Source organism: Bradyrhizobium sp. ISRA442, from assembly GCF_038085055.1.
In the GTDB taxonomy this organism is placed as follows: Bacteria; Pseudomonadota; Alphaproteobacteria; order Rhizobiales; family Xanthobacteraceae; genus Bradyrhizobium.
In genome coordinates this window covers 80,737-101,473 of record NZ_JALGCN010000029.1, presented here as the reverse complement: position 1 = coordinate 101,473, position 20,737 = coordinate 80,737, and the positions used below count along the sequence as shown (strand labels likewise).

Sequence of the window (20,737 nt, the reverse complement as noted above, 5' to 3'; positions counted from 1 at the left end):
GATGGGTGGCGCTGAGCGAATTGCGGCGCATGCTTGAGGTGGCACGTTTGGGCCGTTTCCAACCCTGCAGCGCCTGCGATGCAGGCAGTTATTTCGTATGCTGCAAGATTGTGACTCTAGCGAGATCCGATGGCGTGACGAATCCTCTCGTTTCCGTTGTAATACCGCTCTACAACAAAGCCCACTGTATCCTGAAGACGCTTTCTTCAGTGGCAAGCCAGGGCCGAACTGATTTTGAGTTGATCGTCGTCGACGACGGATCAACGGAGGGGAGCGCTGAGCTGGTGAAGGCGGCAGGCGTTCCCGACTTGCGTCTCATCCAGCAGGAGAATGCAGGCGTATCGGCGGCCAGGAATCGCAGCAGCGCAGGGGAAATGGATCGCATTCCTGGATGGCGACGACCTGTGGTCACCCGGCCATCTGGAGAGCCTGCAGCGGCCTACGGACAAGACTGCGGCAATCGCCGTCATCAGCAATCTGCGATTGGAAAGCCGCACCGGTCACCCGTTGATCGATCCAGCGGTGCTGCCGCAAGGGGTGGATGACTATTTTACATTCGCACTTTCCAGCGGGGACTATCCCGCGAGTTCAAGCTCGATCATGGTTCGCAAGGACGAACTGTTCGCGGCAGGGCTCTTTGCGGAAGGAATCGCGTCCGGCGAAGATATCGACATGTGGTGCCGGTTAGCCTGCCGAGGCCCGTTCTTCTACAACGCGAGATTGTCGGCAACTTATACCGGCGCCTGCTCATCGAGCAACCGCGCCGCCGCTCCAATCTTTGCGCAGCGCCTTCCCGGGTTAATAGGAGATGGCAGGGTTCCGCCGGCATTGGTCAAGAGTGCCAAACGATATGCAAATTTCCTGATGCTCGAGTATGCGCGCGCCAGTTACTCACGAAGGATATACGGAAGCGCGTGCAGTCCTGCTTAATGATTGCGTTGCAAGCTACGATGCCCGACGCTTTTTCAAGCGCTTGATGAGGACCTCGTCTCTCGGGCGAATGCTTTCTCGGCTCCGCCCGCTCGGTAGAAGGTCGACAGTTCAGCACGACCCTAGTGCCGAAGTCGAGGCCGTCCGATCCGCTCGGCCCTGATCCATGGCATTCGTTGTCCACGAGCCAGTGTCATGATTGGCCTCATCACGATGTGTCGTGGTAGTAGTTGCTTGAGGGCCAGCTCGAGGCCAACGAGCATGTCCCTCGGCCAGGTGTCCCGTCGTGAACAAATCAGGCCTGACGAGCTGCCACGGCATTGCCATTCCCGTTCCGAGCAGATGACAGGGAAGGCCGAGGCGGAAGCGTGCGTCCGGCCCCGAATTCGCATATGTACGCAGCCCGGAGCGTCGCACCCATAGCGGAGCGCGCTTTTGCAGGATAATACGCGCCACCAGCTCTCGCTGGTCGCGACTCAGCGATGGGGTCCACGTGGGCGGTTCCAGTAGAGCGCGCGTTGCCGGCAGGGCAGCGAAGCGAAAGAAATCATCAGCTCGGATTGCGATCTCCTCGTCATCTCCCCTCGGCATGTTGAGCCTCTATCTGCTCGCGCAGTGGGGGAAGTCGGGGCGCAAAGGCGTCGTGTTTCTGGCCGAAAACGAGAATAAGGCGGAGCGGCTGGGGGCCATCATTCATGCCCTCGACGCCTCGTGCGAAGTACTGGTTTTCCCGCGGCTGGACACGCTGCCGTTCGATCAAATGGAGCCGTCGCACGAAATCGCAGGTCGACGAAGCGCGGTCCTGAGGCGTCTTGCCAAACCCGAGAAGCCCATCCTTCTCGTGTCCACTGCCGAGGCCGTGATGGAGCGCCTGCCAACGCCGGCAAGTTGGTCTCGGCTGACGCTCCGTCTGAAAGTGGGCACGGAGTTCTCCGAGCAAGATCTCCGGGCGCGGTTCGAGGCTCTCGGATACGAGCTCGATGAGGATGCCCGCTATCCCGGTGATGCGCTTTTTCACGGCCAGACATTCGAGATATTTCCCGCCGGAGCCCTCGGGCCATTCAGGGTAGAGCATTCCGGCCGGTTGATACGTCGGATTGTGGCATTCGATCCGATCGAGCATCACATCGTTTTTGAGACCAAAGAGCTGCTCATCGATCCGATGTCGGAGCGGATGATGCTGGGAAACAGGCGCGGAAAACGTTCTACCCTGTTCGAGTATTGCGGCCGGGCCAAGTGGATTGCGGATGCCGGCGTTCAGGTTCACGCCGACAATTGGCTGAGCACGATCGAGGAGGCGGCTGGTCGCGCCGATAGGGAGCACACTTACCTCGGACGGCGCGAATGGAGGGATGCGATCAAGCGCATGGACATCTTGCCGCGACAGGCTCCGTTCCGTCCTGTCCCAGACTTTTCGAAGGCTGCATCACCGAGGAAGGCGCTACGCACGTTCGTCGACGAGACGCGAAGTGCCGGCTTTCGGCTGGCTTTTGTCGCAGCGCAGGAAGATGACCTGCGTGTGATGGAGCGAATGAGCGGAGTCAAGGCGGAGCGCTTTGTGGGTTGGAGTCAGGCGGCGGCGGCACGCAATCGAGAAGCTGCACTTCTCGCCGACTTCGACGCCGGTTTTGTCGTGCCTGACAGTAAACCTCTTGTCGTCGTTACGGCTTCCGACGTGCTCGGCAGCAAGGCTCATCATCCCCAGCCTTTGGCGAGAACCTGGGGTGCCGGTTTCAGCCATCTGAATATGCCGGAGCAGGGTGCTGTGGTCATTCATCTGCAGCGGGGATTAGCCCTGCTCGACGGACTGCAGACTGTGGCGACGGGAGGTGGTGCCTCGCGAGAAATGATCAGGCTCGTCTTTGCGGGTGACAATGCCGTTCTCGTTCCGCCCGCCGACCTCGCCTTGATCTGGCCCTATGCTTCCGAACTGGGCAGGCTGTCATTGGATAAAGCGGACGGAAGTACGTGGTTCGCGCGCCGCACGGAGGCCGAGCACGAGATTCAGATTGCGGGCAGGCAACTCGCCAAACATATCAGCCAGCGTCGCCGTCGGCGGGCTTCGAAACTCGTCCCTCCGGGGCCCCTCTATGAGAGGTTTGTCGCACGCTTTCCGTTCTTCACGACAGTCGATCAGGCGAAGGCCATTCGCGACGTCCTGGATGATCTTGCGGCCGGTCATCCCATGGATCGGGTGATTTGCGGCGATGTCGGGTTCGGAAAGACTGAGGTGGCTTTGCGGGCGGCGGCAGCCGTCGTGCTGTCAGGACGGCAGGTGGCGATCGCGGTGCCGACGACCGTCCTAGCGAGGCAGCATGTCGCGACGTTCCGCAAGCGATTTGCTGCCTTCGATATCGAAGTGGGAAGCTTGTCGCGCGCCACATCGACCTCGGAGCTGAGGGAGACGAAGGAGGGGCTGAAGAGCGGAAGATTGAAGGTCGTAGTTGGAACTCACGCTCTTGTCTCGAAGGACGTGAAGTTCCGCGATCTCGGCTTGGTCATTATCGACGAGGAGCAGCATTTTGGCGCGGCCGAAAAGGCAAAGCTATCAGGGCTCGCCAAGGGTGTTCATGCCCTCTGGATGAGCGCTACGCCGATACCGCGGACCCTCGCGGCAGGCCTCGCGGGCTTCAGGGATCTCAGCGTCATTGCCTCTCCACCCGCTCACCGGCTTCCGGTCGCCACGAGAATTGCGCCGCTTTCCGATGCTGCCATTGCCGCGGCGTTGTTGCGCGAGCAGAGGCGCCACGGGCAAAGCTTCCTGATCTGCCCGCGTATTCAGGATCTCGATCCGATGCTGGTGCGCGTGCAAACGCTGGCCCCGGATCTGCGCATTGTCTGTCTCCATGGCAGGTTAAGCGCAGACGAAATGGACGACCGGATGATGACCTTCGTCGAAGGCGAGGCGGATGTTCTGCTCGCGACCAACATCGTGGAGAGCGGCCTGGATATCCCGCGCGCAAATACGATCGTGGTCTGCTGGCCCGAAAGGTTCGGTCTCGCTCAGCTCCATCAGCTCAGGGGCAGGGTGGGGCGCGGCGGCATACGCGCGTTTGCGTATCTGTTGACCGAGTCGGATGCGGCGCGATCCGAGAAGCGGCTTGCGGTTATGGAGGAGTTCAGCAGGCCTGGTGCCGGTTTTGCAATCAGTGCGCGGGACCTGGACCTCAGAGGAGCGGGAGATCTGCTCTCGGAGCGGCAGTCCGGCCACGTTCAGGTGTTCGGGCCCGTGCTCTACAGCCATCTCTTGAAGCTGGCCTCGGAGAAGGTCGACGACAGAACGGCCGACCTGTGGGTGCCCGACCTGAATCTTCCGATCGCCGACATGTTGCCGGCAGACTATGTGCAATCGGAAGCCGTTCGGCTCGAAATCTACGCCCGCGCCTCTCGGTGCCGAAGCGAGGATGAGCTGGACGACCTCGAAGAGGAGACTCTCCGTCGTTTTGGAAAGTTGCCGCCAGCGGCGCTCGAATTCTTCGCTGCAGCAAGGCTTAGGATCGATTGCAGGCGAAGAGGGATCATAAGGCTGGATGTCGGAGCAGAAGCGGTCGCCGCGACATTCCTTCCGGGACGATTGCGAAAGTCCAAGGCGCGATCGCTGCAGCGTGACGGCGATCGGGTCGTCTATGCCAGCAACGGAGCTGATGGGCCGCTCGGAAAAGTCGAAAACCTCTTCGATGTCCTGGACGAATGATCGCGCTGTCGGCGCAGCGGACGAAAGCGTAACCGCGGAAGGCCGGCACGTTGCACGCGCGACGCCTCGTCCCTTCGAACTAGCGCTCGCGCTCGAAGCTTGTGTCAGCGCCTCCGGGTGAGCCTTGCGAGTTACTTTCCTGCTCCCGTGGTCAGGCCGCTGACAATATAGCGCTCGAGGAAAATGCCGACCAGGACGAGCGGCGCGATCGCCGCCGTCGACAGCGCCGCCATCGACCACCAATTGATGCCCTGCGAGCCAGTCTGGCTGGCCACCATCACGGGGAGTGTCTTCGCGTCCGTGCTCGTCAACAGCGCCGCGAAGAAGTATTCGTTCCAGCACAGCACCAGCGAGAGGATGAATGCGGCCACCATTCCTGGAACGGCGAGCGGCAGAATGATGCGCAGGAAGGCGCCCCAGGTCGACAGGCCGTCGACGAAGGCGGCTTCGTCGAGCTCGATCGGAATCGCGTTGAACTGATCGCGCATGATCCAGATGACGATCGGCAGCACCGTTAGGGTGTAGAGCAGGACAAGACCGAAGCGCGTGTCGAGCAGGGCCAATGCCTTGTAGAGGACGAGGAACGGCAGCGCGAGCACGACCGGCGGCAGGATCAATTGGGACATGAAGAAGAACAGGATATCGTCGTTGCGCATCCAGGCGAATTTGTAGCGGAAGCGGCTCAGGCCATAGGCTGCCAGCGATCCTAAGATCAGCGCTAGCAAGGATGCGCCGACCGACGTGATGACGCTGTTGACGAAGCGGTTCACGAATTCGGAGCGGGCAGTCGAGGTGCCGAACAGTGTATCTGGTGACAGGCCAAGCGAGCGCCATCCTTTCCAGTCCGGCTGAAAATCGACCCAGGGAATCAGGTGGGCTTGCGTCACGTCGACCGCCGATTTGAACGAGGTGGTGACGGTCCAGTAGATTGGGAACAGACAGATAAGCGTCCAGAACAGGAGTGCAGCGTAGATCAGCAAGCGGCCAAGCATCCGCTTGGCGCGCGGCGCTGCGGAATGCTTTCGGACCGGGTTTGATGCCACACTCGACATAGCCAATCGCTCAAACTCCCTTGGTTGGGTCCTAGATAACCTTCTGTGTCCAGCGCTTCGACAGTCGTAACATCACGGTGAGCAGCACGATGATCAACAGCAGATAGACCATGGCGAGCGCCGTGCCGTATCCGACATTCGAGCGGTCGCGGTAGACGCGATAGATGAAGCTCGACACAGTGTCGGTGGCGCCGCCCGGACCTCCGGCGGTGACGTTGATCACGATGTCGGCGAGCTTCAGCTTGAAGATGATGCGGATGATCAGGACGGTGATGCTGACTGGCAGCATGATCGGGAACGTGACGTGCCAGAATGATTGCCAGCCATTCGCGCCATCGACCTTGGCCGCTTCCTGCACCTCCTTTGGCATCGCTTGCAGGCCTGCGAGCAGAATGATCATGATGAACGGGATCGACACCCAGGCGTCCATCGCCTGGATACTCAAGCGCGCCATCCAGGGCGATGCAAAGAAGGCCGGATTATCCCATCCGAGATAGCGCGCAAGCGTCGCTGCAGGGCCAAATCGATATTCCAGGAGGGATTTGCCGACCATCCAGCTCACTGCGACCGGGCTAAGCATCATCGGCAGAAGGAAGACCACACGAAAGAATTTTCGCGCCCGGATATCGGCGCTGAGCAGCAGCGCCAGCCCGAATGCGATCGCGTACTCGCCGAGCACCGCAACCGTGTAGAAGACCATGTTGCCGAGCGCGTTCCAGTAGTAGGTGTCGCTCAGCATTCCTCTAAGATTGTCGAAGCCGCTGAAGCGCGGTCCGTCGATCGATGAGAGATTCCAGTCCAGTGACGCGATGTAGATCCCGAAAATCGTGGGAAATATCACGACTGCAACCGTGAAGAACACGGCCGGCAGCAGAAACAGCGCGCGCTGACCACGTTCGCCGCGGATGATGATTTGCCCGATTCCAAACGCGATAGCCCACAGCACATAGGCGATCATGATCGGGCGCCAATCCGAGAATCCGGTCGCGATTGTACCGGTTGCGTGCAGCCCCTGAAGGAGGATCACGAGCAGGAGGCCGAGCGAAGCGAGCGCGACCAGCGCCCGGCCAGCGTTCTTCCGGCTGACGCTCGCGCGCCGGGGGGCGGGCGCGAGGCGCTCATTGCCCAAATCGACCGAACTCTGCATCGCAATCCGACTCTGCCGATTCTTGCTAAAGTGCGGCTGGCGTCTGAAGCGGCGCCAGCCGGGTCTGGATGGTTCTCGCAGTCGAAGAAGCTACGCGCCGAGCGAGGCCTTGTAGAGCCCGATCTGTCGCTCGCGGCCGATCTGGTCGGTCAGCTTCTCCCAGGCGGCGGCGATGTTGTTCGCGCCGGTCTGGGCATCGACCTTGCCGGCGAAAATCTTCGTCAGCTCATCTTCGGCGATGCTGTAATACTGGAAGATGCCGGGGATGCGCGGCTCCACTGCGCGGTTGGGATGATTATAGGAGCCGAGCTGCGAGTTCAGATAGGACGTGATGTATTTGCGGTCGTAGCCCGCGGCGACCCACTCGTCGAATTGGAAGTGGCTGGTGCGGTGGGCCTGGAAGCCCGACGGATACATCACCATCCAGAGCGACAGGTCCTTGCCGCCGAGATGCGCGGCCGCGCTCCAGGCAGCCTTGTGCTTCTTCTCGTCACCGTTGACCCGTGCCATGACGTAAACGCCCCAGCCGAGATAGGCGCAATTCGGTGCATGATTCGGGCCGCTTGCGAGCTTGTCCCATTTTCCGGTCTTGGCGTTATAGACATCGTCCGAGCCCGGCAGGATGTCGAAGCCGACGACGTCGCCGATCACGGAGGTGTCGCTCGCCTTCGCCACCTGGCCGATGTCGCCCCACCAGGGAATCATTGAGCCGATGCCGGCCAGGAATTGCTGGAAGCCGGTGGTGTTCGGATCGGCATTGAGCTGATCGGCGGGTTCGAATGGCAGCGCGTCGATCACGTCCTGGATGGCGCGCACCCAGGCGGGATTGTTGATGCGCGGCTTCATCGTGTCGATGTCGAACAGCCAGGCCTTGTCGTCGGGGTGCTTGGCATAGGCCGAGGCACGACTGGCCAGGAAATAGAAGCCGAACCCGCCCCAGGGCTTTGGCGCATCGAGGTAGCCGAACGCATTCTGGTTCTTGATCTTCTTGCCCTTGAGGAATTTTGTCACCGCCTGTACCTGCTGCCAGGTTTTCGGCACGCCCCATTCGCTCGAATTGCCCGCGTCTTTCCACGCCTTGGCGAGGGTTGGGTCGGAGAAGACGTCAGTGCGGTAGTTGAAGTTGTGGCAGTCGCCGTCGATGGTGACGCGATAGGTCTTGCCGTTCCAGGTGCCGACGGGCGGCTTCAGGTAGTCGACATAATCGTCGATATCGATCTGCTTCTTGACCCAGTCCGGCATCTCCGACGCCAGCCCTTTGCCGCAGACGTCGCCCTCGAACGGCGCGCCCATCTCGAGGATGTCGAAGTCGACCGTGCCGGTCGCGATCGCTTGCTGTAAGCGCGGATTGTAGTCGGCCTGGGCGAGATCGATCCAGGAAATTTTCGCACCGGTATACGCTTCCCATGGCTTCAGGAAGCCGCGAAACAGGAGATTGTGGAGGTTTTGATTGTTCAGCCCCATGAAGGAGAGCTCGACGCCCTTGAATTCGCCTTCCTTGATGCTCGCCTTGGTCGGGCCGAGGCAGAGCTCGCCGACTTTCTGCCAGTCGGCGTCGGTTGGCGCACCTTTGCCGACACCGGGAATTTGCGTGATCTGGGCGCGCAGATTGGCTTGCGCCAAGGCAAGCTCGGAGAACGTGCCGAGCGCGCCCGTCGTGCCCAACGCGGCGGCGCTGGCCGCGCCTTTCAGCACCGTGCGCCGGTTCGGCCGGAGTGCGGGATGCTGATCATGCTCTTGCTGTTTCATTGCGTAACCTCCCTTCGTTGACGTTATCGTGTCAAGTTATTGGGTTATTGGGCCGCCTGAACAGCATGGTCTGAGGACATGACGCTCGCAGATCTCTTGTCGTCAAGGTGCTGACGGAGGCCGCGTCGAGTATGCAACGACGCAAATCAATGTCAACGAATCCACGCACGAGCAGAAGCTCGGCAGGGCTGCATCAGCTAGTCTGCGTCAGGTGGGATGACGCCTTTCTTGAAGATGAAGCAGCCATAGAAGCGCCGCTCGCCGGTCTGGATGACGCAATAGGATTTCTTGGCGAGGTCATAGAAGGCGAAGCGCTCGATCGAACCCAAGGGGAGAGGGCGGGCTTCGGCGGCGTTGATCTCCTTTTGCACCTCCGCCTGCACAGGCGGAACTTCGTCGGGATGGCCGACGATTTCCATACGCAAGGCGGGTCTATCGACGAAGGAATCGAGGGGCAGTACCGACAGGATCGCGCGCGCGGCGCGAGCTGCGGTGACGTTGTCGATGCGTAGCAGCCGCCCTAGCACGGTTTGGCGGGCGACCGAGTCGGCGGGAAAATTGGTGTCGCAGAGCACGAGATCGTCGCCATGCCCCATCGACCGCAGTGCATAAAGGATATCGGCATTCAGGATGGGGTCGATCGACTTCAGCATGCAGCGCCTCCTTTTGATCAGCTCTTTGGATTGACGACTATCCGACGTCGGGGGCGCCGGTGTCCATATCGGCGTGCAAATGCTGGAGTCTGGTTCAACCGAGATTGAACCAGATTCCTTGGGCGGCTAAGTCGCGTCTGTAAGCTGCCAGATCAGAGCAGTCCGTTCTTCTTCAGGATATCAGGCGCATTTTCCTTCGTGATCAGCATCGTGGGCAGGGTGATCACCGGTTCCAGCTTCTCGCCCTTCAGGAGCTTGACCGCCTGGCGCAGGCCTTCCGCGCCCGGCGTTGCGTAGAGGAATGTCGCCGAAAGCTGTCCCTTCGAGACCCAGGTGACGCCTTCATCCGGCAGCCCATCGATGCCGATGATGAACTTGATGTCCTTGTCTCGCCCCGCGTCCTTGGCGGCGAGATAGGCACCGTAGGCCATCGGATCGTTATGACCATAGACCAGATCGATCTTCTCGTTATTGCGCAGCGCGGTGGTCATGATGTTGTAGGCCTTGTCCTGCTTCCAGTCCCCCGACTGGTTGTTCAGCAGGTACTTGATGCCCGGCTCCTTGTCGGTGAAGGCATGGAAGCCGTCGTGGCGATCATGCGCGGGTTGGGTGCCCATGCCGCCCCAGATCTCGACGACATTGCCGGCCGCCTTGCCTGGTCCGCCGAGGAGCTTCACCGCATGTTCGCCGGCTGCCTTGCCGATCGCGACGTTGTCACCGCCGATAAATTGGGCGATCCGCTTGGTCTCGACGTTGCGATCGAGCACAATGACCGGGATCTTGGCGTCGATCGCCTTCTCGACAACGCCGGTCAGTCCCGCCGACTCCTTCGGCGAAATCAAGAGGACGTTGACCTGTTGCACGATCAGGTTTTCGCAATCGGCAACCTGTTTCTCGGTCTTGTCTTGACCATCGGTAATGATGAGGTCGACATCCGGATGGTTCTTCGCCTCAGCCTGGATGTCCTTGTTGAATTGCACGCGCCACGGCTCCAGCGTGGTGCACTGGCTGAAGCCAACCTTCCACTTGGTGGCGGCCTTGGCAGGACGCCATCCGGTGGGCATGTAGAACGTCATTGTTGCGCCGGCCACAGTAGCCGACAGTTTCAAGAATTCACGACGCTTCATCCAGATCCTCCCTCGCAAATTGCGCCTTGGCAGCGCCTGGCAGCCGATAGGATTCGGCTGTTTTCGGGTCGGCGCGCAGTTTGCCCGATCGGCTGAACCGCCATCGGGCCATGAGCTGGCCGAGATTCTGCTCCTGCACCAGCACGGTGCAGACGATGATCAACCCCTTCATCAGAAGTTGCACATTAGAGTCGATGTTTTGGAGCTGAAGGATATCCGACAGCAGGCCGAAAATCAGAACGCCAACGAAGGTGCCGGCGAGGCCGCCGCGACCGCCCATCAGGCTGGTGCCGCCGATCACCACGGCGGCGATCGCATCGAGTTCGAGGCCGGCGCCGGCATCGGGCTTGCCCTGCCGGTATTGCGCGACGAACAGTACACCGGCAATTCCCGCGAGCAGCCCCGAAATTAGATAGGCGGTAAGCTGGACCTGCGCGACCTTGATGCCGGACAGTTTGGCGGCCTCGACATTGCCGCCGATCGCGTAGGCATAGCGGCCGAAGCTCGTGAACCGCAGGATCGCGCCGAACAGGACGATTGCCGCCAGGAAGAACACGCTCGGCACCGGCAACACGCCCCAGAGCATCGAGCGCAGCATCTCGAAGGCCTCGGTGGCGTTGGTGCCGGTATAAACCGGCACGACGGCATTGTCTTGCCCCGCGGTGAGTCGGGCGACGCCAAGCGCGCTGACCATCATCGCCAGCGTGACGATGAAGGGCTGTAGCCGCCCGGAGACGATCAGGAATCCGTTGATGGCGCCGAGCAGCAGAGCCAAGCAAGGTGCGATCAGCAGAACACCAAGCACGCCGAACTTGGTCTGCACCTGGGTTGTCAGCCACCAAGCAATCGCAATCGCGACGGCAACGCCGATCAGCGTGGGAATCCATACGCTGCGCCAGTGAGAGAGCGCAATCGGTGGGCGTCGCCCCGCGCTAACATCGTGGCCGCGCGCAAGACCCCGGAAGACGAAGCGCACGAAAAGCGCTACCACGGCTCCACCGACCAGGGTTGCTGCCGGAATGCCCATCATCGAGGCCGCAGTCCAGCCCGGCTTGGTGAGCAACATCGCGCAGATCACGGTCGCGAATCCCATGACTGAGCCGACCGACAAATCGATTCCACCGAGGAGAATGACCATGGTCATACCGGTTGCTACCAGGCCTGTGATCGAGACCTGGCGCAGAACGTCGGTCAGGTTGGCGTAGGATAGAAAAATGTTGTTGCCGGAAGAGGTATGCGGCGAGGTAAGTGCGCCGATCAGACAGATAGTCAGCAAGCCCCAATAGAGCTTGGTCCGGGACAAAAGGCGAAGCGTTGCTTTCATGAGGCCGTCTCCTGCGCCCAAGCCGCCATGCCCGGCGCGGCAAGGCGCATCACCGCCTCCTGCGTCGCGCTCTCGCGCGAAAGGATTCCGGTCTGCCGTCCCTCGCACATCACAAGGATCCGGTCGGAGAGCAGCAACAGTTCCGGCAGCTCCGAGGTCACTACGACGATGCCGAGGCCTTGCGCGGCGAGATCGAAGATCAGCCGGTAGATTTCCTGCTTGGCGCCGATGTCGATACCGCGGGTCGGCTCATCGAGCAAAAGAATACGAGGCTCGGTGGCCAGCCATTTGCCGATCACGACCTTCTGCTGGTTGCCGCCCGAGAGCGCCGCGGCTTGCTGGCTGATGCCGGTGCAACGGACCGAGAGCCGGCGGACCATTTCGGCCGCCAAGGCGCGTTCCGCAGCAAAAGCACGTAGGCCAAAGCGCGACATCGCGCTGATCGAGGGCAGCGCGATATTGTCACAGATCGAGGCGGTAAGGTGCAGGCCACGTTCCTTGCGGTCCTCGCTGACGAGCGCCACGCCGAGGCGATAGGCGTCGGCCGGCGAACCAATCTCGACGGCTACGCCATCAATGGCGATCTCGCCGCCCCGCCAGCCGCGTGCAACGCCGAAGATCGACTCCAGGATCTCCGTCCGTCCGGCGCCGAGCAGGCCGCCGATGCCCAGCACCTCGCCGCGTCTGAGTTCAAAACTTATGCCGTGCAGCGTTCTTTTCCATCCATGAGGGCCGAGTGTGTCAAGTGTCAGATCGGACACGGAGAGGACGATCGCGCCGTTTTGCGCCACGGTGCCGCGGTCGCTTGCGATCATGTCGCGGCCCACCATCGCCGAGATGATAGCGCCGCGTGACAATTCGCCGATCGAAGCCGTGACGACCCGCCTGCCGTCGCGCAAGACCGTCACCCGATCGGCGAGATCGAGCACCTCCTCGATGCGATGCGATGTGTAGATGATGGCGACGCCTTCGGACGCGAGCTGCCGCACGATCTTGAACAGCGTCCCGCATTCCGACGACGAAAGTGCCGAGGTCGGCTCGTCCATGATCAGGATGCGGGCATTGAGCGATAGCGCCTTGGCGATCTCGACCAATTGCTGCTCACCGACGCGCAATTCGGCAACGCGGCTTTCGGCGGCGATCGTGACGCCGAGGCGCTGCAGCAGGCGTTCTGCCGCTCTCACCATGCGGCGGCCATCGATGAGCATGCCTCCGATCAGCGGCTCGCGACCAAGAAAGATATTGTCGGCTACGCTCAACTCGGGAACGAGATTGAGCTCCTGATGAATGATCGCAATGCCGGCATTCTCGGCGTCGCGCACGCCGGTGAACGATGCCGTGCAGCCCTCGACCAGAATGGCGCCCTGATAGTCAGTGTGCACGCCAGCGAGGATCTTCATCAACGTGCTCTTGCCGGCACCGTTTTCGCCCATCAGCGCGTGCACCTCGCCGCGACGCAGATCGAAGTCGACATCTTGGAGCGCCTTCACCCCAGCGAAGGATTTGGAGACTCGATCGGCAAGCAGCACGACCTCACCGGAGTGCGCGCCGGCCGCTGACTTCTTGCCGATCTCGACAAGCGGAGAGGGCGGGGACGCGCGTCGCCCTTCACGCGCTTTGACGGCGCCGAAGCGTGTCTCCATCTGGATTTCCTCCCGGGTCCGCTTTGCCCCCGCGTCCAGTCGTCCCAGGGGTAGGCTGCCCATTGCTCTTTTGCTGATATGCTAGTTATATCAGCCGTCACCCGTCAAGCGTTTGTCCGCGGAATTGAGCTTCGCAATCTGAAAAAGTGAAAATTAGCCTCGGGGAATCACAGCATGCATTCAGTCGGCGGGTTCAGCCGAGGCACCGTTGCCGCACGAGCACGCAATGCGGGCGGCTCGAAGGTCGACCGGGCTTACGTGGCGCTGAAGCGGGCCATCGTCTCGGGCGTGCTCGCGCCGGAAACTCCGATCAACAAGAATGAGTGGTGCGCCACTTTCGATGTGTCGAGACTTTCCATCACGACGGCGATCAATCGGCTCGCCTTCGAGGGGCTTGTCATCGTCGAGCCGCAGCGCGGCTCCTACGTCGCAAAGATCCGCCTTGAGGATGTGCGGCAATGGATGTTGATGCGCCGCGCGCTGGAGATGGAGGTTGTTGCGGTCTGTGCGGCCGACATGTCGGCTGATGCGACCGAAGCCCTCGGCCAAAATATCGCCTACCAAAGGGCTGCGATCAGCAGCGGAGATCTCGAGGGCTTCCACGAGCTCGACACCAGGTTTCATCGTCAGATGACCGAGAGCCTTGCCCTTGCGCGCGTTGGCGAGGTGCTTGATTCGATCCGCACCCATCTCGAACGCGTGCGCCGGACGCTGCTTCCCGAGCCCGGGCGGCCCGAGGGAACTTTCCGCGAGCACGAAGCCATCTATCGGGCGATTGCCGCGCACGCACCGGAGCAGGCAAGGAGCGAAATGGCCAATCATCTCGATCGTGTGTCGCGGGAGCTGCAGGCCTTTGTCGCGAAACATCCCGGCTTCTTCGAGGAATAGGGCCGTATCGACCGACATCGCGCTTCAGGCAAAAGCATCAATGTATCTCGGCATCGATCTCGGCACCTCGGCGGTCAAGACCGTTCTCGTTGACGGCACCCAGCGCGTGATTGCAAGCGAGAGCCGGCCGTTGACGACCGCCTCGCCGCAGCCCGGCTATTTTGAGCAGGATCCCGCGCAGTGGATCGATGCGACCTTTGCCACGCTGGATGCCTTGAAGGAGACGCATGCCGGCGAATTGGCGGCGGTCGAAGGCATCGGGCTGTCCGGCCAGATGCATGGCGCCACGCTGCTCGATGCGCGCTCAAGGCCGTTGCGGCCTTGCATCCTCTGGAATGACGGACGCTCCGCCACTGAGTGTCGTATTCTGGAGCAACGCTGGCCCGCCTTGCGTACGACGTCGGGCAACAAAGCGATGCCCGGATTCACGGCGCCGAAGCTGCTCTGGATCGCGACGCACGAACCTGAGATTTTTGCGGCCACGAAACTCGTCCTGCTTCCCAAGGCCTACCTGCGCCTGGTCCTGACCGGCGAAGCGATCGAGGACGTCTCGGACGCGTCGGGATCGTTGTGGCTCGACGTCGCGCGCCGGGATTGGTCGGATGCAGCATTGGCGGCGACCGGCCTGTCGCGCAAGCACATGCCGCGTCTGGTCGAGGGTTGCGCGCCCGCAGCAACACTGCGCAGCGAGCTGGCGCGGCGCTGGGGCATGACCAGACGGCCGATGATCGCGGGCGGCGCCGGCGACAACCCGGCGGGTGCCGTCGGCATCGGCGCGATCCGGCCGGGAACCGCGTTCGTGTCGCTGGGAACCTCGGGTGCCTTGCTGGTGCCGACCAACAGAATTGCCGCCAACCCCGATCGCGTCGTGCACACCTTCTGCCACGCCATTCCCGCAATGTGGATTCAGGCCGGTGCGATCCTCTCGGCGGCGTCCTGCCTCGCCTGGATCGCGCAGTTGTTCGGCGTCGCCGAGGCCGAACTGCTGGCGCCGCTCGGGTCGCGCCCGCAGGAGCCGTCCCCCGTGAGCTTCTTGCCTTATCTCGCGGGCGAGCGGACGCCGCACGACGATCCCGTCGTGCGCGGCATGCTCGGTGGTTTGAGCCATGGCACCGATCGTGGAACGATCGTGCAGGCCGTCCTCGAGGGCGTTGCCTTTGCGCTGGCCGATTGCCGCGATGCGCTCGTGGATGCCGGCCTTGCGGTCGCGGAAGCCGACGCCATCGGCGGCGGTTCGCGGTCCCGGTTCTGGCTGTCGGTGCTGGCAAACGTTCTGGATGTTCCGATCCATCGCTTTGCCGGTGGTGAAACAGGAGCGGCATTTGGTGCGGCGAGATTGGGGCGGCTTGCTGTCACGGGCGAAGCGATCGAGGCCGTCTGCACGCCGCCGCGACGCATCGAGACATTCGAACCTGAACGGGCGCTCGTCGATGCCTATGCCGAGCGGATTCCTGCGTGGCGCGAACTGTACCGGCCGCGCCACTAGCATCGATCTGGCGTTGCACATACTTCGGTATGCCGTCTTCGGTATTGCTCTGTGCCGCGGCGTTTTGTTTAATGCGCGAACCGCGCTGGCAAAAATCGAGACGCGGGTGGGAAACGCATTGTGCGTCGGGAGGCACGATGGACGATCCGATCCTCGAGATGCGCGGGGTCTCAAAATCCTTTTTCGGCATCAAGGCGCTGCGTGCGGTCGATCTCACCGTCTATGCTGGCGAGATCCATGCGCTGATGGGCGAGAACGGCGCCGGCAAATCGACGCTGATGAAGATATTGTCCGGTGCCTACAGGCCCGATCCCGGCGGGGAGATCCGCATCGAGGGTAGGCCGGTGCGGATCGAAGGCCCGCTCGGCGGCCGCGCTGCGGGCATCTCCATCATCTATCAGGAGCTATCTTTAGCCCCCAATCTCAGTGTCGCCGAGAATATTTATCTCGGCCGCGAGATATCGCGTTCAGGTTTGTTGGCGCGCGGCGCCATGCGCCAGGGCGTCGGTCCGATCCTGGAACGGCTGGGCGCAGACTTCTTGCCATCGACGCTGGTGGCGCATCTGTCCATGGGCCAGCGGCAACTCGTCGAGATCGCGCGTGCGCTGCACGCGCGATCAAAAATCCTGATCATGGACGAGCCGACCACCGCTTTGTCGGCCGGCGAGAGCGAGCGGCTGTTCGCGCTAATCCGGCAGCTCCGGGCGGAGGGGCTTGCCATTATCTACATCTCGCACCGCATGGACGAGGTCTACGCGCTCGGCGACCGCGTCACCGTGCTGCGCGACGGCCGGCTGGTCGGCTCGCTCGACAAGCAGGACATCCGCGCCGACACCATCGTCCGCATGATGGTCGGGCGTGACGTCTCCTCGTTCTACAAGAAGGATCATGATCCCGAAGCGGGGCGCGGGCACCCCGTGCTTGTGGCAGTCGATATGGCCGATGGACAGCGCGTCAAAGGTTGCTCGCTCACCGTGCACGCAGGTGAGGTGGTGGGGCTCGCAGGCCTCATCGGCGCGGGTCGCACCGAGCTTGCGCATCTCATCATCGGCGCGTCGCCCAAGACCTCCGGTCGTCTCGAGTTGGAAGGACACCCGGTCGAGATCCGCACGCCTGGTGAGGCGCTCGACGCCGGGATCGCCTATCTGACCGAAGACAGGAAGGCGCTCGGCCTATTCCTGGACATGTCGTGCCTGGACAACATCAATCTCGCGATGCTCGGCCGGGATGCCAGGCTCGGCTATGTCCTCGACCGCGACAAGGCCCGCGACCGTGCCAACAGGGCATTTGCGGCGCTCGGCATTCGTGCCGCCAATGTCGGCGTCACCGTCGGCACGCTGTCCGGCGGCAACCAGCAGAAGGTGCTGCTGTCGCGCTTGCTCGCGATCCGGCCAAAGGTCCTGATTCTCGACGAGCCGACGCGCGGCGTCGACGTCGGTGCCAAGTCCGAGATTTATGCGATCATCGACAATCTCGCCAAGGCTGGCGCCGCGATTCTCGTCATCTCGTCCGACCTGCCGGAGATCATCGGCATCTGCGACCGCGTAATCGTCATGCGAAGCGGGCACATCGCCGGGGAGATCAGGCGCGAGGCGACGGCGCCCTTGAACCAAGAAGACATCATGGCTCTCGCCACGGGTATGGAGCAGCTCGATGCATGACAGCCCTCCGAAGGCAGAAGCCGCCACCGCTGCAGGGCTTGTCGCCGCGCAGGAAACCAAGCGTCAGCGCATCAGGCTTCTGATCCGCGCGGCTGGCATGCTACCGGTTCTGCTGATCCTCTGTATCGGGTTTCATTTCCTCTCCGATGGCCGCTTCTTCACCGGACAAAACCTCGGCATCGTGTTGCAACAGGCCGCCGTCAACACCGTGCTCGCCGCGGGCATGACTTTCGTCATTCTTACCGGCGGCATCGACCTCTCGGTCGGCTCGATCCTGGCGGCCTCTGCGATGGCCGGGCTGACGGTCTCCAAGCTGCCCGACCTCGGCGCGCTCTGGCTGCCGGCCGCGGTTCTCACTGGCCTCGGCTTCGGCGTCATCAACGGTGCGCTGATTGCACTCCTCCGCCTGCCGCCATTCATTGTCACGCTCGGTTCCCTCACCGCCGTACGGGGGCTCGCGCGGTTGCTCGGCGCCGATACCACTGTGTTCAATCCTTCAATTCCTTATGCCTTCATCGGCAACGGCTCGCTGACGCTCGTTCCCGGCGTCGTGTCGATCCCATGGCTTTCAGTAATCGCCTTGCTCGTCATTCTCGTCTCATGGCTGGTGCTGCGCCGAACCGTGCTCGGCGTGCATATTTATGCGGTAGGCGGCAATGAGAGTGCGGCGCGGCTTGCCGGCATCAAGGTCTGGGCCGTGCTGACCTTCGTCTACGGCGTGTCGGGACTTTTCGCGGGGCTCGGCGGCGCCATGCAGGCCGCGCGGCTTTATGCGGCCAATGGCTTGCAGCTTGGCCAGTCCTATGAGCTCGACGCGATCACCGCCGTGATCCTCGGCGGCACTTCATTCGTCGGCGGTATTGGCTCGATCTGGGGCACGCTGGTTGGCGCGCTGATCATCGCCGTTCTCTCGAACGGCCTCATCCTCATCGGTGTCTCCGACATCTGGCAATACGTGATCAAGGGTCTGGTGATCATCGGCGCCGTGGCGCTTGATCGTTACCGGCTGCAAGGCTCGGCGCGCACCTGAGTGCGCAAGGCCCGATACGAAGTTTCCGTTGCGGCAACTGGTCTGCCGTGCCGGGGATGAAGACAGACCAGGGAGGAAGCCAATGTTTAAGACGATCACGCTCGCCGGCGCCGCGATGGCGCTTGCCCTAAGTACCGCGCCATCCTTCGCCAAGGAGCTCAAGTCGATCGGCGTCTCGCTCGGCTCGATGGGTAACCCATTCTTCGTCGCGCTGTCGAAGGGCGCCGAGTTCGAGGCCAAGAAGACCAATCCCAATGTGAAGATCACCACGGTCGGCTTCGAATACGACCTCGGCAAGCAGGTCACCCAGATCGACAATTTCATTGCTGCCGGCGTCGACCTGATCCTGTTGAACCCAGGCGATCCCAAGGCGATCGGGCCGGCAATCAAGAAGGCGCAGGCAGCAGGTATCGTCGTCGTCGCGGTCGACACCGCGGCAGAAGGAGCCGATGCTACCGTGACCACGAACAACGTCCAGGCCGGCGAAATCTCCTGCCAGTACATCGTCGACAAGTTGGGCGGCAAGGGCGAAGTCATCATCGAGAACGGGCCGCAGGTCTCTGCCGTGATCGACCGCGTCGTCGGCTGTAAGAGCGTTTTCTCGAAGAATCCCGGCATCAAGGTGTTGTCCAGCGACCAGGACGGCAAGGGCTCGCGCGAAGGTGGCCTCACCGTCGCGCAGGGCTATCTGACCCGCTTCCCCAAGATCGACGCCATCTTCGCCATCAACGATCCGCAGGCGATCGGCACCGACCTTGCGGCGCGCCAGCAAAGCCGGAGCGGCATTGTCATCACCGCGGTGGACGGCGCGCCCGACATCGAGGCCGCACTCAAGGACCCCGCGGCGCCGCAGATCCAGGCTTCCGCTTCGCAGGACCCGTTCTTCATGGCGCGGCGCGCCGTGCAGGTCGGTGTCGGCATCCTCAATGGCCAGAAGCCGGCCTCGACCGTCGAGCTCTTGCCGTCGAAGCTCGTGACCCGCGACAACGTCAAGGATTACAAGGGCTGGACCTCGGACCGGTCGCAATAGCCACTCCACATCGGCTCTAGCGGTCCGAGGCGCTCAGGCGGTGCCTGGCTGACAAAGCCCGCGCTTCGGAGATCCTAGCGATTGCATCGATCGACCGACGTAAGGAGCCTCACGCGACTAGTCGTGTGAGGCCCCGGCGGAGCCGTTGACCGCCGCTGGTGTCGGATAAGGCTACAAGGTCCTTTGTTCAAAAGGACCTTGACCCGAAGCCCCTGCTTGACCTGCAACGGGCCGGACCGCTCTCGGGCGCGAGGCACACAGAGAGGCGAGCGCTCCAGCGGAGCTTCGTCAGCGATGAGCGGTCAATTGTCGCCGGTAGTGTTCGGCGTCCCAATTCAAAAGCGCTTGCTCATTCTCGACCGAGAGGTAGCCGATCTCGGCACTCAGAGGTAAGCGACTGGTCACAAGCGCTAGACAGGTCAACAAGGCCTCAGCCCCAGAGCTGGCGTCCTTCCGAATGACGGCGCCAATGCCTGCAGTGAGAGCGGCAACGGGCAGGGGCAGTCGATTGGCGCTGGCGTGCGCCGTCATGGCAGCCAGGTCTTTGCCTTCATCCAATCTTGGCAGACCCGGACCGAGGAAGACCACGTGGTCTGGGTACAGCGAGCCGCCTGTCGCAATCGCACGGCTAAAGCGGTCGGTGCCAATGCTGTGGCATAGCGGATCTGCTGGCAAGCGGTAGTCTGTCCCCGTGCATATCTTGCGAAGCGCTTGCGCGTTCACCGGTGGCGCGCGGCGCGGCGCTAGCGCGAGTCGCTTTTCCACCTCGTAGACCAGGGCTTCCGCCGCGTCGCAGTCTGCCGCGCCGACCACCAGGCCGTGATTGCCGAGGATCAGGACATCGATCGCATTCTGTGCGATGACGGCGTTCACGGCACGCGCCAATGGTAATCCCGGGTGAAAATAGTCGAGGCGATGCCAAGCCAACCCATCTAGTCGTTGAGCAAGCTCATCGGGCGCGTCGGTTCGCACCGCCCATGCGATCGTGTTGACCGAGTGGACATGCAGGACAACCGGATGCGGCATCAGTGCGTGGAGCGACGTCTCGATCGAGGCGCGCAATGTCGTCGTGGCATGCGGCGCAAGCGGCACCCGCTCGTCCCCCTGCGCCAGCGCGACGCGTGCGGCTGAAAGCGAGACCGGCACGAAAATGTCCTTGGCTTCTGCATCCGCAAGCCAGGTGCCCGACGCCTTTACCCAGAGCACGTCGTCGTGCTTGATCGACGAATTGCCACCGGCAGCCTGCACCAGCAGCATGTTGTTGCCGACGCGTGCCGACATGCGACGAAGATCTCCGAGTTGGGCAGGGGCTTGCATCGCGGT

14 protein-coding genes and 1 pseudogene are annotated in these 20,737 nt (G+C 62.2%); 7 read left to right on the top strand and 8 right to left on the bottom strand.

All coding sequences use genetic code 11. The annotated features are described in order from the left end of the window. Window positions 1-29: 29 nt before the first annotated feature. A pseudogene (locus MTR72_RS36110) lies at window positions 30-930 on the top strand (glycosyltransferase family 2 protein). A gap of 589 nt (window positions 931-1,519) precedes the next feature. Then, window positions 1,520-4,624: a DEAD/DEAH box helicase gene (locus MTR72_RS36105; protein WP_341512026.1), complete on the top strand. Its 3,105-nt coding sequence runs from the start codon at window positions 1,520-1,522 to the stop codon at window positions 4,622-4,624. Window positions 4,625-4,755: 131 nt separating this feature from the next. Here MTR72_RS36105 and MTR72_RS36100 read toward each other — a convergent pair whose 3' ends face one another. From MTR72_RS36100 to MTR72_RS36070, 7 genes are all read right to left on the bottom strand, one after another. Next, the gene (locus MTR72_RS36100) at window positions 4,756-5,616 is read right to left on the bottom strand and encodes a carbohydrate ABC transporter permease (protein WP_280964674.1); all 861 of its coding nucleotides are present in this window, start codon (window positions 5,614-5,616) and stop codon (window positions 4,756-4,758) included. A 91-nt stretch (window positions 5,617-5,707) separates the two neighbouring features. Then, window positions 5,708-6,823, bottom strand: a complete 1,116-nt coding sequence (locus tag MTR72_RS36095) for a carbohydrate ABC transporter permease (protein ID WP_280964673.1) — start codon at window positions 6,821-6,823, stop codon at window positions 5,708-5,710. Between the two features lie 90 nt (window positions 6,824-6,913). Continuing rightward, on the bottom strand, window positions 6,914-8,572 hold the full coding sequence (locus MTR72_RS36090; RefSeq protein WP_280964672.1) for an extracellular solute-binding protein: 1,659 nt from the start codon (window positions 8,570-8,572) through the stop codon (window positions 6,914-6,916). A gap of 197 nt (window positions 8,573-8,769) precedes the next feature. Next, window positions 8,770-9,225, bottom strand: coding sequence for an RbsD/FucU family protein (locus tag MTR72_RS36085; RefSeq protein ID WP_280964671.1), 456 nt, complete (start codon window positions 9,223-9,225; stop codon window positions 8,770-8,772). A gap of 152 nt (window positions 9,226-9,377) precedes the next feature. Beyond that, window positions 9,378-10,301 (bottom strand): substrate-binding domain-containing protein, encoded by a 924-nt coding sequence (locus MTR72_RS36080; RefSeq protein WP_445819676.1) that lies wholly within the window; start codon window positions 10,299-10,301, stop codon window positions 9,378-9,380. A 37-nt stretch (window positions 10,302-10,338) separates the two neighbouring features. Beyond that, the gene (locus tag MTR72_RS36075; protein WP_280964669.1) at window positions 10,339-11,676 is read right to left on the bottom strand and encodes an ABC transporter permease; all 1,338 of its coding nucleotides are present in this window, start codon (window positions 11,674-11,676) and stop codon (window positions 10,339-10,341) included. After that, entirely contained in the window at window positions 11,673-13,319 is a 1,647-nt protein-coding gene (locus MTR72_RS36070; protein ID WP_341512025.1) for a sugar ABC transporter ATP-binding protein, read from the bottom strand. The genes MTR72_RS36075 and MTR72_RS36070 overlap by 4 nt, the downstream gene beginning before the upstream one ends. Window positions 13,320-13,493: 174 nt before the next feature. On the opposite strand from MTR72_RS36070, the gene MTR72_RS36065 reads away from it, so the two are divergent. The 5 genes from MTR72_RS36065 (at window position 13,494) to MTR72_RS36045 (ending at window position 19,414) form a co-directional block, all read left to right on the top strand. Next, a complete protein-coding gene (locus MTR72_RS36065; protein ID WP_280964667.1) occupies window positions 13,494-14,207 on the top strand; it encodes a GntR family transcriptional regulator in 714 nt (237 codons plus the stop codon). 40 nt (window positions 14,208-14,247) lie between these two features. Continuing rightward, window positions 14,248-15,693, top strand: a complete 1,446-nt coding sequence (gene xylB, locus MTR72_RS36060) for a xylulokinase (protein ID WP_280964666.1) — start codon at window positions 14,248-14,250, stop codon at window positions 15,691-15,693. 137 nt (window positions 15,694-15,830) lie between these two features. Beyond that, window positions 15,831-17,354 (top strand): sugar ABC transporter ATP-binding protein, encoded by a 1,524-nt coding sequence (locus MTR72_RS36055; RefSeq protein WP_280964665.1) that lies wholly within the window; start codon window positions 15,831-15,833, stop codon window positions 17,352-17,354. After that, a complete protein-coding gene (locus MTR72_RS36050) occupies window positions 17,347-18,384 on the top strand; it encodes an ABC transporter permease subunit (protein WP_280964664.1) in 1,038 nt (345 codons plus the stop codon). Before MTR72_RS36055 ends, MTR72_RS36050 begins: the two co-directional genes overlap by 8 nt. Before the next feature lie 82 nt (window positions 18,385-18,466). Next, window positions 18,467-19,414, top strand: a complete 948-nt coding sequence (locus MTR72_RS36045) for an ABC transporter substrate-binding protein (RefSeq protein ID WP_280964663.1) — start codon at window positions 18,467-18,469, stop codon at window positions 19,412-19,414. Between the two features lie 288 nt (window positions 19,415-19,702). On the opposite strand, the gene MTR72_RS36040 is transcribed toward MTR72_RS36045, so the two are convergent. Next, the gene (locus MTR72_RS36040) at window positions 19,703-20,731 is read right to left on the bottom strand and encodes a class II aldolase/adducin family protein (RefSeq protein WP_280964662.1); all 1,029 of its coding nucleotides are present in this window, start codon (window positions 20,729-20,731) and stop codon (window positions 19,703-19,705) included. Window positions 20,732-20,737: the final 6 nt, after the last annotated feature.

Coding starts and splice junctions, on each gene's coding strand:
- MTR72_RS36075 (WP_280964669.1), bottom strand. CDS start 11,676: ATGAAAGCAACGCTTCGCCTTTTGTCCCGGACCAAGCTCTATTGGGGC.
- MTR72_RS36100 (WP_280964674.1), bottom strand. CDS start 5,616: ATGCTTGGCCGCTTGCTGATCTACGCTGCACTCCTGTTCTGGACGCTT.
- MTR72_RS36065 (WP_280964667.1), top strand. CDS start 13,494: ATGCATTCAGTCGGCGGGTTCAGCCGAGGCACCGTTGCCGCACGAGCA.
- MTR72_RS36080 (WP_445819676.1), bottom strand. CDS start 10,301: ATGACGTTCTACATGCCCACCGGATGGCGTCCTGCCAAGGCCGCCACC.
- xylB (WP_280964666.1), top strand. CDS start 14,248: ATGTATCTCGGCATCGATCTCGGCACCTCGGCGGTCAAGACCGTTCTC.
- MTR72_RS36095 (WP_280964673.1), bottom strand. CDS start 6,823: ATGCAGAGTTCGGTCGATTTGGGCAATGAGCGCCTCGCGCCCGCCCCC.
- MTR72_RS36070 (WP_341512025.1), bottom strand. CDS start 13,319: ATGGAGACACGCTTCGGCGCCGTCAAAGCGCGTGAAGGGCGACGCGCG.
- MTR72_RS36040 (WP_280964662.1), bottom strand. CDS start 20,731: ATGCAAGCCCCTGCCCAACTCGGAGATCTTCGTCGCATGTCGGCACGC.
- MTR72_RS36105 (WP_341512026.1), top strand. CDS start 1,520: ATGTTGAGCCTCTATCTGCTCGCGCAGTGGGGGAAGTCGGGGCGCAAA.
- MTR72_RS36090 (WP_280964672.1), bottom strand. CDS start 8,572: ATGAAACAGCAAGAGCATGATCAGCATCCCGCACTCCGGCCGAACCGG.
- MTR72_RS36050 (WP_280964664.1), top strand. CDS start 17,347: ATGCATGACAGCCCTCCGAAGGCAGAAGCCGCCACCGCTGCAGGGCTT.
- MTR72_RS36085 (WP_280964671.1), bottom strand. CDS start 9,225: ATGCTGAAGTCGATCGACCCCATCCTGAATGCCGATATCCTTTATGCA.
- MTR72_RS36055 (WP_280964665.1), top strand. CDS start 15,831: ATGGACGATCCGATCCTCGAGATGCGCGGGGTCTCAAAATCCTTTTTC.
- MTR72_RS36045 (WP_280964663.1), top strand. CDS start 18,467: ATGTTTAAGACGATCACGCTCGCCGGCGCCGCGATGGCGCTTGCCCTA.